At 42.3% G+C, this 15,883-nt stretch carries 15 protein-coding genes; 9 read left to right on the top strand and 6 right to left on the bottom strand.

Annotated elements, in window-relative coordinates:
- Positions 1–23: 23 nt before the first annotated feature.
- From ACWIUE_RS02520 to ACWIUE_RS02505, 4 genes are all read right to left on the bottom strand, one after another.
- Positions 24–227 carry a hypothetical protein gene (locus ACWIUE_RS02520; RefSeq protein WP_454134587.1) on the bottom strand — a complete coding sequence of 68 codons (204 nt, stop codon included), beginning with the start codon at positions 225–227 and terminating at the stop codon, positions 24–26.
- On the bottom strand, positions 182–1,159 hold the full coding sequence (gene lpxD, locus ACWIUE_RS02515) for a UDP-3-O-(3-hydroxymyristoyl)glucosamine N-acyltransferase (protein ID WP_454134973.1): 978 nt from the start codon (positions 1,157–1,159) through the stop codon (positions 182–184). Before lpxD ends, ACWIUE_RS02520 begins: the two co-directional genes overlap by 46 nt.
- A gap of 63 nt (positions 1,160–1,222) precedes the next feature.
- Entirely contained in the window at positions 1,223–1,708 is a 486-nt protein-coding gene (gene ilvN, locus ACWIUE_RS02510) for an acetolactate synthase small subunit (protein WP_454134585.1), read from the bottom strand.
- Between the two features lie 9 nt (positions 1,709–1,717).
- A complete protein-coding gene (locus tag ACWIUE_RS02505) occupies positions 1,718–3,400 on the bottom strand; it encodes an acetolactate synthase large subunit (protein ID WP_454134583.1) in 1,683 nt (560 codons plus the stop codon).
- A gap of 113 nt (positions 3,401–3,513) precedes the next feature.
- Here ACWIUE_RS02505 and ACWIUE_RS02500 point away from each other — a divergent pair, with 113 nt between their 5' ends.
- The 6 genes from ACWIUE_RS02500 (at position 3,514) to ACWIUE_RS02475 (ending at position 11,023) form a co-directional block, all read left to right on the top strand.
- Positions 3,514–5,142 carry a DNA polymerase III subunit gamma/tau gene (locus ACWIUE_RS02500; protein WP_454134582.1) on the top strand — a complete coding sequence of 543 codons (1,629 nt, stop codon included), beginning with the start codon at positions 3,514–3,516 and terminating at the stop codon, positions 5,140–5,142.
- Positions 5,139–5,696 (top strand): tRNA (adenosine(37)-N6)-threonylcarbamoyltransferase complex ATPase subunit type 1 TsaE, encoded by a 558-nt coding sequence (locus tag ACWIUE_RS02495; RefSeq protein ID WP_454134580.1) that lies wholly within the window; start codon positions 5,139–5,141, stop codon positions 5,694–5,696. The genes ACWIUE_RS02500 and ACWIUE_RS02495 overlap by 4 nt, the downstream gene beginning before the upstream one ends.
- A gap of 9 nt (positions 5,697–5,705) precedes the next feature.
- Complete coding sequence (lptB, locus tag ACWIUE_RS02490; RefSeq protein ID WP_454134578.1) at positions 5,706–6,428, top strand: LPS export ABC transporter ATP-binding protein; 723 nt, start codon at positions 5,706–5,708, stop codon at positions 6,426–6,428.
- Entirely contained in the window at positions 6,425–7,726 is a 1,302-nt protein-coding gene (locus ACWIUE_RS02485) for an RNA polymerase factor sigma-54 (protein ID WP_454134576.1), read from the top strand. The genes lptB and ACWIUE_RS02485 overlap by 4 nt, the downstream gene beginning before the upstream one ends.
- Positions 7,727–8,025: 299 nt before the next feature.
- A complete protein-coding gene (flgL, locus tag ACWIUE_RS02480) occupies positions 8,026–10,578 on the top strand; it encodes a flagellar hook-associated protein FlgL (RefSeq protein ID WP_454134575.1) in 2,553 nt (850 codons plus the stop codon).
- A gap of 229 nt (positions 10,579–10,807) precedes the next feature.
- On the top strand, positions 10,808–11,023 hold the full coding sequence (locus ACWIUE_RS02475; protein WP_454134573.1) for a hypothetical protein: 216 nt from the start codon (positions 10,808–10,810) through the stop codon (positions 11,021–11,023).
- Positions 11,024–11,143: 120 nt separating this feature from the next.
- On the opposite strand, the gene ACWIUE_RS02470 is transcribed toward ACWIUE_RS02475, so the two are convergent.
- Both ACWIUE_RS02470 and ACWIUE_RS02465 read right to left on the bottom strand, forming a co-directional pair.
- Positions 11,144–11,293 (bottom strand): hypothetical protein, encoded by a 150-nt coding sequence (locus ACWIUE_RS02470; protein ID WP_454134571.1) that lies wholly within the window; start codon positions 11,291–11,293, stop codon positions 11,144–11,146.
- 51 nt (positions 11,294–11,344) lie between these two features.
- Positions 11,345–11,824 carry an outer membrane beta-barrel protein gene (locus tag ACWIUE_RS02465; protein WP_454134971.1) on the bottom strand — a complete coding sequence of 160 codons (480 nt, stop codon included), beginning with the start codon at positions 11,822–11,824 and terminating at the stop codon, positions 11,345–11,347.
- 31 nt (positions 11,825–11,855) lie between these two features.
- Between ACWIUE_RS02465 and ACWIUE_RS02460 the strand changes: the two genes are divergently transcribed.
- The 3 genes from ACWIUE_RS02460 to ACWIUE_RS02450 all read left to right on the top strand — a co-directional run bounded on the left by ACWIUE_RS02460 (position 11,856) and on the right by ACWIUE_RS02450 (position 15,784).
- The gene (locus ACWIUE_RS02460) at positions 11,856–12,008 is read left to right on the top strand and encodes a hypothetical protein (RefSeq protein WP_454134569.1); all 153 of its coding nucleotides are present in this window, start codon (positions 11,856–11,858) and stop codon (positions 12,006–12,008) included.
- Positions 12,009–12,180: 172 nt separating this feature from the next.
- Entirely contained in the window at positions 12,181–12,417 is a 237-nt protein-coding gene (locus ACWIUE_RS02455) for a hypothetical protein (RefSeq protein ID WP_454134567.1), read from the top strand.
- A gap of 55 nt (positions 12,418–12,472) precedes the next feature.
- A complete protein-coding gene (locus ACWIUE_RS02450; RefSeq protein WP_454134565.1) occupies positions 12,473–15,784 on the top strand; it encodes a S8 family serine peptidase in 3,312 nt (1,103 codons plus the stop codon).
- The last annotated feature ends 99 nt before the right edge of the window (positions 15,785–15,883 follow it).

Here is a 15,883-nt window from a genome sequence, read left to right as displayed (position 1 = left end):
CCCCCCGATTTAGTTTCAAACATTTATTCATTATCCACCTTAAATTTCGCAATAAAAAAGTTGCGATTGTAATATAAAAATAATTTAATTTTACTTAAAGTAGATTCTGCGAAATTTATATTTTTTGCAGAATCTAATTTATTTTGTCGCTTTAAAAAACATCGCAAGACAATCGCGCTTTTTATTTTCTCGTCATTTTTCGTAGTTTTACCCACATTCTTTGCCATTCGCCTAGTTCTGTGAGCGGATGTCCGCCCCATTTGGTATTTGGTGGAAGATTTTTACCCACAGCCCCGCGCCCAGCCACTTGCACGAAGTCGCCGATATGAATATGCCCACCTGTCCCCGCCTGTCCGCCAAAAACGACATTTCGCCCCGTTGTTGTGCTACCCGCGAATCCCACTTGTGAGACTAGCAGACTATGTTCGCCAACCACGCAATTATGCCCGAGTTGCACCAAATTATCGATTTTCGCGCCCTTTTTGATAATCGTGCTTTCAAATACAGCCCTATCAATCGCCACATTCGCGCCGATTTCGACATTATCTTCAATCACCACATTGCCAAAATGCTCGATTTTGATATGCTCTCCAAACTTCGTGTGCGCATAGCCAAAGCCATCACTGCCAATCACGCTCCCCGCGTGAATCACCACGCCATTGCCGATGATTGTGTCGCGGTAAATGACGACATTTGGGTAAATGGTGGTATTTGCGCCGATTGCGACATTATCCATAATTACCGCATTTGGCATAATGGTGCTATTTGCGCCGATTGCGACATTTTCGCCGATAAATGCGCCACCAAAGATTCGCGCTGAATTATGAATCTTTGCGCTTTTTGGGGTGGATTTTAGGCTTTTTAGTTGTGGCGTTTTAAAAAATGCAGACGCCAAAGCAAACGCCAAATGCGGATTTTCTACAAAAATCGCGTTTTTGTGCGAAATTTTTTCGCCCATTTTTTTATGCACGAAAATCGCCCCTGCATTGCAAGAAGGCAATAAATCTAAATATTTATCTTTATCAATGTAGCTTATGTCATTTTGCGTGGCTAGATTTAGCGGGAGCAGTCCGCGCACTTCAAAATCATTCGCGCAAATCTCACCCACAAATGCCGAATCCGCCTTTTTAAAACTCTCAATTATTTCATATAATCGCATTTTGTCCCCTTTTTGCTGTAAAATCGCAGAATCTAGCGCAGAATCTCGCACGATTCGCAGAATCTAATTGCGCTCAATGGCAATCACGCCACTGCGGATAATCTCTTTTGGCTTAAATCGCTTCAAAGCCGAAATTAGGCTATCTATGCGCGAAGGCTTGTCAGTGGCAACGATTATGATAAATTTTTCATTTGCATTTGCGATTCGCCCATTATACGCCTTGCAAAGCACTTCAATGTCTGCGAGTGGCTCTGTGATGGCGATTTTGGCAAGTAGCGTTTCTTTTTCTAACATATCATTGTCCTCAATCACGCTTAAAACGGGGATTAGCTTGTGAAGTTGTTTGATAATCTGCTCCAAAACCTTTTCATCGCCACTTGTAACGATTGTGATTCGCGATAAAGCCAAATCCTCGCCATTACCCGGCTTTGGTGCAACCGTTAAACTTTCAATATTATATCCGCGCCCCGCAAAAAGCCCTGAAATCCGCGCCAAAACGCTATGCTCATTTAGCACATTTACCGAAATAACTCTTCGTTTTTGCTTCATTTTAGCCCCCTAATTTAGCATCATATTATAAATCGCATCGCCTGCTGCAACCATAGGAAAGACGGATTCCATTCTATCGACTTTCACTTCCAAAAGGCAAGGCAATTGCGAATCTAGCGCGGTTTTGAACGCCTTTTCAAAATCTGCCTTTGTCGCCACGCTAAAACCTAACGCGCCAAAGGATTGCGCGAGTTTGACAAAGTCTGGCTGTGCGCTTAAATCTACGCTAGAATACCGCTCTTCATAGAAAAATGTCTGCCATTGTCGCACCATTCCTAAATAATTGTTGTTTAAGATTATCGTAATTACGGGCAGTTTTTGCTCTACGCAAGTCATTAACTCTTGGATATTCATCAAAACTCCGCCATCCCCCACGATTGCGATTGAATGCAATTTTTTTTGCGCGACTTTTGCACCCATCGCAGCTGGCATTCCAAAGCCCATAGTGCCTAATCCTCCGCTTGTGATGGATTTTCGCGGACTTTTGAAATTATAAAACTGCGCAACCCACATTTGATGTTGCCCCACATCGGTGGTGATTACGGCATTATCGCCACAAATTTCACTTACGCGCTCAATAATCCATTGCGGTTTTAGGATTTTGTTTGAATCCTCATATTTGAAATGGTGCTTTTTGCGGTAAGATTCAAGTGTTTTTAGCCATTCTTTTGTTTTATTTTTATCAAAATCATTTAGATTCTGCGCCAAATTCGCACATACGCGCTTCAAATCCCCCACGATTGGGAAATCCACATCGACAATCTTGCCTATTGAGCTTGGGTCAATGTCAATGTGCGCAATTTTGGCATTTTTGGCAAATTCGCTTAATTTGCCTGTGATTCTATCATCAAACCGCGCACCTAGCGAGATTAGCAAGTCGCATTCGCTAATTGCCATATTTGCAGAATAGCTCCCGTGCATTCCTGCCATCCCTAAAAATAGCGGATTATTATCGCCACAAACGCCACGTGCCATTAGCGTTTCAACGGCTGGGATTTGTGTAGCCTCCATAATAGCGCGAATTTCACTAGCACAATTTGATAGATTCGCGCCACCGCCGACATAAAATAGCGGTTTTTTTGCCAAATCCATCGCGTTAATAAGCTTTGTAATCTGCCGTGAATTGCCATCTAACTTCGGCTTATAGGTTTCTAGCACGATATTTTGGGGGTAGCTAAATTCGCCTATGGTGTTTGAAATATCGCTTGGCAAGTCGATTAGCACAGGTCCCGGGCGTCCGCTCTGCGCGATATAAAAGGCTTCTTTTAAGATTTTTGGCAATTCTTTAATCGACTTTACCAAATAATTATGCTTTGTGCATTGCCTTGAAATGCCCACCGCATCGATTTCTTGAAATGCGTCTGTGCCTATTTGCGTAATGCCTACTTGTCCGCTAATCACCACAAGCGGGATTGAATCCGTGTATGCGGTAGCAATGCCCGTAACGGCGTTTGTAAAGCCCGGTCCGCTTGTAACGATTGCCACGCCCACTTTGCCACTAGCCCTTGCATAGCCATCAGCTGCGTGAATTGCGCCTTGTTCGTGGCGCACTAAAATATGGCGAAAATATTTTTGCTTGTAAATTTCATCGTAAATAAATAGCACTCTCCCGCCCGGATAGCCAAAAACCACCTCCACGCCCTCCAAATGTAACGCTTCAATAAGCATTTTTGCGCCTGTCATTTTACTCATCGCAATCCCCCTTTTTAAAAAGTTTAGATTCTATTAAAAATATTGTAAATAAATCATAAAAAATCTACAATTTCACATTTACTTTTTACAAAATCGCAAAAAAGGACGCCAAAATGCCAAAAGCATTATCATTAAAATACCGCCCAAGCAAATTTAGCGACTTAATCGGGCAAGAATCCGTCTCCCAAACGCTTTCCCTTGCGCTCACACTTGATAAAGTCTCACACGCCTATCTTTTCTCTGGGCTTCGTGGTAGCGGGAAAACAAGCTCTGCGCGAATATTTGCCCGTGCTTTGCAATGTGAAAAATTCCCCGCACCTGAGCCTTGCAATGAATGCGCATCGTGCAAGGCTGCGATGGATGGCTCACATTTGGATATTATCGAAATGGACGCTGCAAGTTCGCGTGGCATTGATGATATAAAAAGTTTGATTGAGCAAATCGCCTATCCACCGAGCTTTGGGCGATTTAAGATTTTTATTATCGATGAGATTCATATGCTGACAAAAGAAGCGTTCAACGCCTTTTTAAAAACGCTTGAAGAGCCCCCAAGCTATGTGAAATTTATCCTAGCTACTACTGACCCGATGAAATTGCCCGTTACGATTTTAAGCCGAACACAGCATTTTCGCTTTAAAAAAATCGCGGTAAATGCGATAGAAGAGCATTTGAAACGCATTTTGCAATTAGAAAATGTCGCATTTGAGGATAGCGCGATAAATCTGCTCTCACGCAACTGCGGTGGGAGTTTGCGCGATGCGATGACTAACCTTGAACAAGCAATCATTTTTTCAAAAGAAAATATCACTCTGCAAAGCATTTCAGCGATGTTAGGCTCACTAAATCCTACAAAAATCGATGAATTTTTTAGCGCGATTTTGGAGCGAAATGACGATAAAATCGATACGCTTTTAAGCGAGTTTGAGGCGTATGAGGCGGAAAATGTGCTAAATGAAATGATTGATTTTTTGAAAAATAAATTGTTAGAAAAAAATCCAAAGTTTGGTTTGGTAATTTTGGAGCGGTTTTTTAAGATTTTGGGCGAAGCGAAAAATATGCTAAATATTAACGCGGATTCGGGATTCGTGCTACTTTTGAGTGCGCTAAAAATGAAAGAATCGTTAAAGATTCAAGATATTGATAGGGTGATTAGTAAATTAGAACGCGAAGTTTTGGACAATTCGCAGAATCTGCTAGATTCTGCGAATCAAACTAAAATCGCAGAATCTAATGCAAAAAACGCAGAATCTGCCAATATTTCGTCATTACGAGTGAGCGAAGCGAACGCGGCAATCCACAGGATTTGCGAACAAAGTGAAGCAACCATCCAAAAAAACAATAATATAGATTGCCACGATTCTGCTTCGCAGAATCTCGCAATGACAGGCGAATCAAATGCAGATTCTACACCTAAAAACCAAACAGATTCAGCGCAAAAATTTCAAAAACTCATCGAAAAAATTTATGAGAGAGATTATGATTTAGGCAAACTTTTTGGCAACAATATCTCTTTTGTGAATTTAGAAAATGGCATTTTGACTTGGGAGTCAAGGGCAGATTCTGCGACAAAAGAAAAGTTAAAACCATTTTTTAAAATCATCAAAGAACTCGTAAATGAAGTTTTTGGCGAAGTAGCAATCCAAAATGCAGAATCCAAAAACGCAGAATCTACCGCAGATTCAAGCAAAGTGGTAGAAATGGTGGAGAGCATTTTTGACATAACCAAAAAGGAACGCGTGTGAGTGCTTTGGTGAGCGCAAATCTTGCGAATCTAAATGACATTTGTGAGGCGATTTGTGCGCGAATCAGTGGCAAAACTCACGCCATTTTTTTGCTAATTGGCGACATAGGCGCGGGGAAAACCACGCTTGTGCAGAATTTTGCTAAATTTATCGGCATAGATGAGAGCGTAACTTCGCCTACATTTAGTTTGCTACATATTTATGGGGATTCGCAAAATCAGCAAAAAAACGCTCACGATTCGTCATTGCGAGGCGTTAAAAACGCCGAAGCAATCCACGAATCTTCAAACAAAAATGGATTGCCACAACCTGCTATCGCAGGTTTCGCAATGACAGAAAAGGTAATCTACCACTACGATTTATACAACGCTTCACTAGAACACGCACTTGATTTAGGGCTTTTGGATTTGCTTGAAACAGACGGGATTCACTTCGTAGAATGGGGCGATTTGCGCCTTTTTGAGATTTTGAAAAATGCTTTTGAAAATATTTGTGTTATTGCCATTAGCAAAACAAAAAATGCTAGAATCTACGCTTTTAAAGAGCAAATTTAAGGGAAAATAATGGATATTTTACGCGCAGAAAACCTAAATAAGCACATAAAAAAGACAAAAATCGTAAATGACATTTCGCTAAATGTCGCTAGTGGCGAAGTTGTGGGACTTTTGGGACCAAATGGTGCGGGGAAAACGACTACTTTTTATATGATTTGTGGGTTGCTTGTGCCTAGCAGTGGGCGTGTGTTTTTGAATGATGATGATATTACAAGACTGCCTTTGCATAAGCGTTCAAATTTGGGTATCGGCTATCTACCGCAGGAATCTAGCATTTTTAAGGATTTGAGCGTGGAGGAAAATCTATCCTTTGCAGCGGAGGTAAATATCAAAGATAGCGATGAGCGACAAAAGCGCATTGAGGAAATGTTGGACGCATTTAACATTACGGCGATTCGCGCAAGGAAGGGCGTAAGTTTAAGCGGTGGAGAAAGACGGCGCGTAGAAATCGCCCGTGCGCTTACAAAAAGCCCAAAATTTATTTTGTTAGATGAGCCATTTGCGGGGGTTGACCCTTTGGCTGTCATTGATATTCAGCGCATTATCGAAAAGCTAGTGTCCCTAAATATCGGCGTGTTAATCACCGACCACAATGTGAGAGAAACGCTATCAGTGTGCGATAGAGCCTATGTCATCAAAAGCGGGACACTTTTAGCGCAAGGCAGTAGCGAGGAAATCTATGACAATGAGCTTGTGCGAATCCACTATTTAGGCGAGAATTTCAAACTATGAGCAAATTAAAGTTACGCCAAAGCCAAACTCTCAAAACCAAATTAACGCCCACAATGCGCAATTTTTTGCCTATGTTAAAGTGCGATACTTTGGAGATGAGCGAGACTTTGAGCGAATTTGCCGCGCAAAATCCCTTTGTCGAAGTGCAAAATAATCTCTGCACTTCGCTTCCAAGCACCCCACCACCAAAACCAAAGCCCTTTAAAAGCGAAAATTCTAAGCGATATATGAGCGATAAAATCGAGCAATTTACCACTTATGAAAAAAGCCTGTATGAAGTGCTTGAATCCCAAATCGTCCCCCCGCTTTTTCCCACGCCACTAAGCCAAGAAATCGCCTTTAAGATTATTGATAATATCAACGAAGAGGGCTATTTTGAGGGCGATTGTAGCGAAATCGCAGATTCGTTTGAATCACATCTTGCGGTGGATTTGGCGATGGTAGAGCGCGTCCGTGCGAGATTTTCTAAAATCGACCCGCCGGGCGTGTGCGCGATAAATGCAAAAGAATCAATGATTTTTCAGCTTGATGATTTTGATTTGAGCGATGAGCTTTATGATTTGGCGTTTGAAATCATCAATGATTTGGACAATCACAAGGCATTTAGCGCGAATCCGCATTATAAAATCGCAATGAAAATTATTTATAAGATTCGCCGAAGACTGCCCCCTGCGATTGAGTATTTTCCAAAGGATTCGCAAGTGTTGCCAGAAATCTTTATAAATCGCACGGTAGAGGGCTTTGAAGTGAGTTTGAATGATAGTTGCTACCCTGATATTTTAATCGATGAACGCGCCTTAAAGTCCAAAAATAGCGAAATTAAGGACAAATTACGCGAGGCGAGGGATTTGATAGATTCGATAAATATGCGAAAGGCGACTTTGAAAAAAATCGGGCTTATGATTTTGGAGTATCAATATGATTTTTTCGCTGGTGGCGATATAAAACCGCTTAAATTAAATGACATTGCCAAAGATTTGGGGCATAGTTCTAGCACCATTTCGCGCGCTGTGGCAAATAAATATTTGGAGTGCAATCGCGGGATTTTCCCGCTCAAAGCGTTTTTTAGCACGGCGATTAGTGAGGATACTTCAAATGCTTCGATTAAGGACTTTTTGCTTGAATGCGTGAGAAATGAGGACAAAAGCAACCCATTAAGCGATGTGAAGCTAAAAGAAATGATAGAGGGCAAATTTGCAGGTGTGAAAATCGTCCGCCGAACCATTACCAAATACCGCAAACAGCTAAATATCGAAAGCTCAAATGAGCGCAAAAAGCTGTATGAAGTAGAATTGTGATAGATTCTGCGAATGTGCTTTGAAAACAATGCTAGATTCTGCGTCAAATTCGCAGAATCTTGCGTGATTTTGCCACAAATTCGCAGAATCTTGCGTGATTTTGCCACAAATTCGCAGAATCTAGCGTGATTTTTGCATTAGATTCTGCGTTTTTTGCGAGATTCTGCGATTTGTTTTGAAAACAATGCTAGATTCTGCGAATTTATCGCAATATTTCGCCTATTTTCGCTCCGCATTTTTTAGCCGATTTGGGAATCTAAATTGCTTATTTTGGCATAATTTACAAATGGAGTTGTTTTATGCGCGTAACCTTTGGCACGAAATATAATCAAATGGATTATTACCAAAATACCTTGCAAAATCGATTGCAAAACGCAAATACCAAAATCGCTTCGGGTTTGAAAATCAAATACGGCTACGAAGATTCAAGCGTTTTTAACCAAAATCTAAAAATGGAATACGACATTCACTCACTAAATCAATCCATCGACATTGCCAATGACGCAAATACGCACACGCTCCACACCGATAAGAGTTTGAGCGAAGTTTCAAAAACGCTTGATGAATTTAAAGTCAAACTCATTCACGCGGCAAATGACATTCACTCACCCACTTCGCGCGGTGCGATTGCAAATGACTTGCGCGCACTTCGCAATCATATCCTTGCGATTGCCAATACAAGCGTGGGAGGCGAGTATATTTTCGCTGGGAGCAATATCAAAGTAAAGCCATTTAATGATGATGGCACTTACACGGGCAATGCCGAAAAGTTAGAGGCACTCATCGCCCCTGAATTTAAAAGCGCGTATAATCTAAACGGCATCGAGCTTTTTCATAGCAGGGATTTGGATAAATACAAAAGCATTACGGCAAATATTGAACGGCTTAATCAAAGCAAACTTCACCCCGCCATTATGGATAAGATGAATGCCACGCAAATCCCAAGCGAAGTTTTTATCGAAGAGGGCGATACACTGCGGGATTTGCTAGGCGACAATGACAATGATACGACAAATGATGAAATGGCGTTTTTTTATCTGCGTGGGAAACGCCCAGATGGCACGAGCTTTAAGGCGAAATTTGCCTTTGATGTAGCTTACAACAATCCGCAATCCGCCACGCGTGTAAGCGATTTGCTCCGCAAAATAGGCGAGGCGTATGGCAACACTTCGCAAAATCAAGTAGTCGATGTCAAGCTAAATAAATGGGGGCAGATTGAAATCACCGAAACAAAGCCCGGTGGCTCAAATATCGACTTTCATCTCATCGCAGCAAACGCAGATGTCGATGATGTAAATACTTTGCACCAAAAGGGAGCGCGGGTAACAAGCTTTCAAAAAAGCGCGTTTTTAGGGGATTTTTCACTCTCACAGATTCACGGAATCAAAAATAATTATGACGCAAGATACACGACTTTGGGCGTGGAGTTCGTTACAAATGACAATCAATACGCAAATAAGGCAACGCAATTAAGCGACATTTTTGGCGTGGAGGCACAGCGAATCGAAATTAGCGGAAAACTACCAAATTCATCAACTCGATATGTGCTAGATTCTGCGATTGAGCCGTTTTATATTGACATTGCAAATAACTCCGTGCAGGATTTGATGAATGCGATAAAGGCGCGATTTGGCGGGGATTTGAATGTTGAAATAAGCAATGGCAAAATAAATATCATCGATAACAATGTCGGCTCTTTGGAGCACGACCAAAAAGAGCCACCATTTAACGGACCAAGTGGCTTTGCGATAACTTTGCGGACACTTGATTCGCAGGGCAATGAAAAAAATGCGATTCGCAATAGTTTTCAAACAAACTACGACAAAACGGCTTTTACGCACAAAGGCTCATCGCTAATCTCAAATATTTCGCAGATTCACGCTACAAGCGGAGAATACGCAAATGATTCGACAAAACTTAGCGAAGTGGCAAACAAAGACTTAAATGGCGAAAAATACATTATGAAGCTAAAAGACCACAATGGCGCGGATATTGAAGCGGCAATCGAGCTAGGGGCGGAGGGCTCATATTTGCTTTTGCCAAATCGTAGTAGTGGCAGTGGCGATTATCGAATCCCGCTTTACAATCCGCACGATAGACCGCCAGCCATTAGCATTACAGATGGCAACAATGTAACTTTTCGCCAAATAATGGACGCAATGACAATCGCGCTAAATTATAGCAACCCCGAAGTGCAGAGATTTATCGATGCGCAAGGCAACGCTATTGATGGCGTGAGCGAGAGTGGCAAAAAGGCTTATGAGCAACTCATCGAAATGGCAGGGCGCAATGTGAGCGTGTTTATCAATAATGATGGGCAAATTGAGATTCAAGATAAAATCCGCTCATTAAGCAAAATGAGCTTTATGATGTATAGCGCAAATAGTGATAATTTTAGCGCGGAGGCGATAGAAAATGGTGCGCCGAGTTTGACATTTAACGCAAACAACGCGCTTACCATTGATAGGGCGCATATTAGCTTTTTTAAACAGCTTGATGAAATGATAGAAGCGGTGGATAAGGGGATTTACCGCCCTGACGCGCTTGGGGACAATTATAACGCCGATTTGCGAAATTTAGGCATTCAAAACGCGCTCACGCTTTTTGACCACCTAAAAGACCACATTGAGAAAAATATCGCGCTAAATGGGAGCTATGGCAGGGTTTTTGAAAATAGCATAAGGCGCAATGAAGTCCTAAAAGTGCAGGTTGAATCAATCAAAAGCGACACAATCGGCGCAGATTTGGCAGAGACTTACAATAAATTTGCCCAGCTCACAAATAACTACAACGCCGTTCTAGCATCTACAAGTAAGGTGAATCAAATGTCGCTAGTGGATTATTTGAGGTAAATGCGCGTTGTCTTTTAGCGATAAATCGGGGAGATTTGTTGTTCGCTTCGTCAATAGACTATCAGTCTTATTTCCTTGCTCACAACTGCACAACCCCGATTTCTCATCTAAAATACTTCCGCGCCTTGAATCTTAATTTTTGCGCCTTTGGCTCAACCGAACTACTTCGATTGTTTGTAATGTTTTTGTCATATTGAGCGAAGCGAAATATCTCCGTCATTGCGAGAAAATGAGCATAGCGAATTTTCGTGGCAATCCACACTTTTTTGTCATTATGAGCGAACTTCATTTGCGAAGAATCTCAATTTTTCCCCCTCCCTTGCGGAGGGGGATTAAGGGGGTGGGTAAAAATCAATCATCACAAAAACTTGTGCGAATCACAGAATCTTATAAAAAAATCCGTCATTGCGAGATTTACATAGCAAATCGAAACGAATCGCGCTAATCCCGTCATTGCGAGGCGATTTGCAAAATCGCCGAAGCAATCCAAATCACACGATTTTAAAAAGCAAATAAAATCAATGTTTCAAAATTGAATCAATAAATTATTTACATTTAGATTCACTTAAAGTAAGCGATTCGCATTTGTTTCAAAAGTCTCGTTAGTGGATTGCTTCGGCGAATCTACGATTTGCCTCGCAATGACGGGATTTTTTTGCATTTGATTCACACTTAATGCGCCTCGCAATGACAAAAATATTTGTAAATCGCACAAAGCAACCCAAATCCCGCGAATCTAAATTCACATTAAATTCGCGACAAAAACCTAAAAGCTAAATGTATATCTAGCCATTATGCTAAATGTCTGCCCAAAAGTATCAGTTATCGTTCCTTCCGCGCCACCTTGCTTCACTTTATAAAGCTCAATAGGCATAAAAGGCACTCGCACAGCCAACTCCACGCCGTGATGAGTGGCGATATTTGTCCGTAGCCCAAAGTTTAGCGCAACATCAAGCCCTGTGGTGCGGACACTCTGTCCCGCTTCTATCGCTTCTATCTCAACATATTTACCCATCAAAGTCGTAGCACCCACGCCAACGCCCACAAATCCGCCAAAATCTAGCATTTCATTTGACATAAAATTCCCCAAAAAATCCACATTAAACCCATAAGAAATCGCCATAATGTCAATTTTTCGTTTGCCACCGCTGATATGCTTTGACTTGCTGAGATTGTGATAAAAGTCCGCATTTGTGTAGTATCGTAACCCCAAATATGGCGTGAAAAAATGCTTATGCCCCGCTATAAAGCCGTAATTTATCCCAGCTGAATCGGCGTTGTGCTTTATCGTTTTTGTTGCGGTTTGTTTTTGTTGCTGTTGTGCGCCACCGCCACCTATTCCAAAGCCTATGAATCCGCCACTTTCTTCGGCAAATGCGATATTTGCGCTACAAAAAATTAGCGATAAAGCGATTTTGGAGAGTTTGTGAGAGTGTGTAGAATGCGAGATTTTTAAACTCTTATTGCCCCCCCCCTATTTGCGATTTTGCGTTGTCGAGTGTTTGTTTCATTTTGATTTCTCCTTTTTGATTAAATTTCTTATAAACCAGCGCGAATCGACAATCCCCGCGAATCTATAAAGGGCGAAATTGTAGTGAAATTTTGATAAAAAATGCAAGTTTGTTTTTTTGGATTTTACCCACCCCCTTAATCCCCCTCCGCAAGGGAGGGGGAGAGAATACAAAAACCACCGCAAGGGAGGGGGAGGTAGAAAAAGCCCCTCCCCTTGCGGGAGGGGTTTGGGGTGGGGTATTTGTCGCAAGAGAGAATTTAGGGTTTAGATTCTGCGATTCGCGTGAAAATTCGCATAATTTTCGCAGAATCTTGCAATTTATTTAAACTTTATTTAAAATTTTATGCTATAATGCGACATTTTATCAAAGGGGTTTTGGTTATGAAAAGGATGAAAAAGTCGATAATTTCCGCCTGCGTGCTGTTTTCGCTAACTTCCGCACTATTCGCAGAATCTGCATACACTTTACGCAAACGCCCTAGCACCGCGCCTAGTGCCACAAAAAGTGCGCAAACTCGCCAAGCACCGCAAAGAGTGCAACGCACCACACCAAAAGTAACGCAAAATACGCAAAATCAATCGATGAGATTACGCAGAAACGCGCAGAATCTCAACACAAAAACCACCCCCAAAACGCAGAATCTACGCACCGCAAACACGCAAAATCCACCCTCCACAAGCACGCAAAATCTACGCACCGCCACGCAAAACACTCGCGCCACTCGAAGTTTATCAAACGCCATTAGCACCACAAAAGGCGCAAGTGCTAGCACCATCACTTGGTCTTCAATCGGTGGGACGGCACTTGCAGGGGGCGTTGGCGGCGGGATTTATGCGCTTGTAAAACCTGACGAAAAGAAAGATAGCGCGACAAGCACTAGTGCGCCAAATCGCACACCACTGCCATTTTATAACCCGCCAAAGGTAAAACTTGGCGTAGTTGATTCAGGATATAATCCAAATCAAATCGCGCAACCTGACAAAAACTTCTACAATGTCGGTGGCGGCGGGCAAAATGAACCATCTCACGGCACAAATGTCGCAAAGTCCATTCGCGCACATAACGCAGAATCTGAAATGTATATGTATAGCGCAAGGTGCGGGAAAAACGGCATTTGCCCGACAAATGCAATGTATCAAAATCTTTATAAAAACGATGTGAGAATTATCAATGGTTCGTGGGGCGCGATGGTAAATACAGGCGGGACAAATACGCCTGTTGGGACGCTGAATTATTATTACACCGACCAATTTTATTATGGGATGGCAAAGGAAGCGGCGAATAATAATCGCATTTTTGTATTCGCTGCGGGCAATCAAAGTTCGCGCCACGCGAATATGCAAAGCACAATGCCCTATGTGGTAAAGGCGACAAGAAATCACGCAAATTTCGATAGAAAAGTGTGGGAAAACTCACGGCGCGGGTGGGTTGCCGTGACGGCGACTGCGCGGTGGAACAACTTGCTAGATACGCGCTATGCAAACTGGATAGGCGAGGAAGCGAAAAATTGGGGTATTGCCGTAGCACCGCATAATGTCGGCATTGGGACTTCGTATTCCGCCCCTGTAATCACAGGAATGCTTGGCAATATTTGGAATCAGTTCCCTTGGATGGATAATCATTTGGTTACGCAGACTTTATTTACCACTGCGGATAAATACACGATTAACGAGGCAAGTAGCATTTACAAAGGCGGGGGCGATAAGTGGCATAGGGGCGTAGTTACGGATGGTCCAAATAAAAAAGTCGGTTGGGGTGTGGCAAATCAAGCGCGTGCTTTGAAGGGTCCTGCGAGATTTGATAAACGCCTTTTAGTGACTAGCGATAATGGCAAAGTGCAGGTAAATTTTGAGTGGCAAAACTATGAAAATTTAAATCAAGTAACTTTTGGTAACGATATCGCAGGCGATGCGGGACTACATAAATTAGGCAGTGGCGCACTTTATATGAGCGGGAAAAATACCTACGCTGGGGAAACTCACATTGATGATGGGACGATTATTTTATCAAATGCGCTTACAAACTCAAAAGTGACTATAAACACGCAAGGTGCGCTTTTCACGCAGAATCTTTCGTTTTTACCAAGCGGCACAACTCAACCAAACTCCGTAACTTTGGGGATGCCAAATAGCGGTTATACTCTCACAAACTACGGATATTTTGGCGTTTTGAAAGATACGACTTTAAATGGAGATTACATAAGCAAGGGCAATGCCTCCACGCTAGGACTTGATGTGGATGCGAAGTTAGATGTGAAAGGTAGCGTGGATATGAGTGGCGGGAAGTTCGCATTTCACTCGCTATCCACTATCCCAAGTAGCAGTTACCAAACCAAAACTTTGCTTACCGCAAATGCTGTGAATAATTGGAATGAAAAGTGGAGCGTGGCGAGTGATTCAAGTGCGTTTTTACGCGTGAGCGGGGCAAAAATAAATGATAAGAAAAATTTAAGCGTGACTTACAGGCGCGACTCTACAAATGGCGTTCTTACGCGTGCGATGGGTTACGCACCGCAGAATCTGCAAAATGTCGGGCAGGGCATTGATGCTGTGTTTAATAAACTATCGCGGAAAAAGCGTTCATTAGATTCTGCGCAAGATTCTGCAAACGCAGGGCAAATCGCAGAATCCGCCGAATTCGCAGAATCTAGCGCAGTTATTGACGCAGAATCTGAGATAGATTCTTATAATGAAGCACTTGCGCTTTTATCAATCCCGCTAGACCAAGCAGAGCAGGCGGTTACAAGCACGAGTGGGGAGATTTATGACTCAAATTTAAGCATTACACACAAAAGCGCAATGCTCTTAAATCGCACGATTGCAAGGCGACTTTACCAAATACAAGATAGCAAAAAAAGTGGCATTTGGGCGGATATCGCCTACGCACGAAGCACATTGCAAGGCGATGGATTTGCGAGTGGTAAAATCACTCAATACGCCATAATGACGGGACTTGATGGCATTTATGATGCCAAAAATAGCGCGTTTGGCGGGGGCGTAATTTTTAGCGTGGATAGGGCAAGGGGCGATTTTGGCGCGGCAGGAAATAGCGATATGCTATCTTACGCGCTTTCGCTCTATGGACTTGTATCTTATGAGGATTTTTATATGCTAGCAAGGGCGGGTGCGGGACTGCACGATACTAGCGTTATGCGAAAACTGCTCTTTGGCAGTAATGCAAACTTGCAAAATAAGCAAAAAGATATGTCTTATCACGGATACATTGAGATGGGATATAACTTTAATGCGGGATTTTTTAGACTGACGCCATTTATCGCGTGGGAGGAAGACTTCCTAACGCGTAAAAAAGTGCAAGAGAATGGCACAAATGGCAACAATTCAAGTTTTGCCCTAACCATCGATGCGGCGAAGTATCGGGTGAGTTCGGCGATTTATGGTGCGAAGGGATTTTTGAAATTTGGCGAGTTTAAGTTAGAGTATAGTGCGCTAAATATGTATGCGCCAAAGCAAAATAAATTTTTATCAAAGGCGAGTTTTAGTGGAAATGGCGGTTCGCAATTTACAAGTGGCGGCATTCCACAAGCGAAAAATTTGGCGTTTGTAAGTCTTGGGGCGAGTTATGCCTTTTCAAATCTCATCTTGCGCGGGGAGTATAGTTTATCGATAAATCCCGACACGAAAAGGAAAATCGAAGATGAGATTATAAATCTAAATTTAAGGTATGGATTTTAGATTCTGCGAATTTGACGCAGAATCGCAGAATCTAATTAAGATTTGAAGTGCAGAATCGCAGAATCTAGCGATTTTTTTGGGATTTTTGGCGATTTTCAG

It is taken from the genome of Helicobacter sp. 23-1045 (genome assembly GCF_053654655.1).
Note: the sequence above shows the minus strand (reverse complement) of the source record. Positions and strands in the feature narration are given on the sequence as shown.

What these genes read in the sequence shown, in the direction of transcription:
- ACWIUE_RS02520 (WP_454134587.1), bottom strand. Translation starts at nt 227, where the DNA reads ATGGCAAAGAATGTGGGTAAAACTACGAAAAATGACGAGAAAATAAAA.
- lpxD (WP_454134973.1), bottom strand. Translation starts at nt 1,159, where the DNA reads ATGCGATTATATGAAATAATTGAGAGTTTTAAAAAGGCGGATTCGGCA.
- ilvN (WP_454134585.1), bottom strand. Translation starts at nt 1,708, where the DNA reads ATGAAGCAAAAACGAAGAGTTATTTCGGTAAATGTGCTAAATGAGCAT.
- ACWIUE_RS02505 (WP_454134583.1), bottom strand. Translation starts at nt 3,400, where the DNA reads ATGAGTAAAATGACAGGCGCAAAAATGCTTATTGAAGCGTTACATTTG.
- ACWIUE_RS02500 (WP_454134582.1), top strand. Translation starts at nt 3,514, where the DNA reads ATGCCAAAAGCATTATCATTAAAATACCGCCCAAGCAAATTTAGCGAC.
- lptB (WP_454134578.1), top strand. Translation starts at nt 5,706, where the DNA reads ATGGATATTTTACGCGCAGAAAACCTAAATAAGCACATAAAAAAGACA.
- ACWIUE_RS02485 (WP_454134576.1), top strand. Translation starts at nt 6,425, where the DNA reads ATGAGCAAATTAAAGTTACGCCAAAGCCAAACTCTCAAAACCAAATTA.
- flgL (WP_454134575.1), top strand. Translation starts at nt 8,026, where the DNA reads ATGCGCGTAACCTTTGGCACGAAATATAATCAAATGGATTATTACCAA.
- ACWIUE_RS02475 (WP_454134573.1), top strand. Translation starts at nt 10,808, where the DNA reads ATGAGCATAGCGAATTTTCGTGGCAATCCACACTTTTTTGTCATTATG.
- ACWIUE_RS02450 (WP_454134565.1), top strand. Translation starts at nt 12,473, where the DNA reads ATGAAAAGGATGAAAAAGTCGATAATTTCCGCCTGCGTGCTGTTTTCG.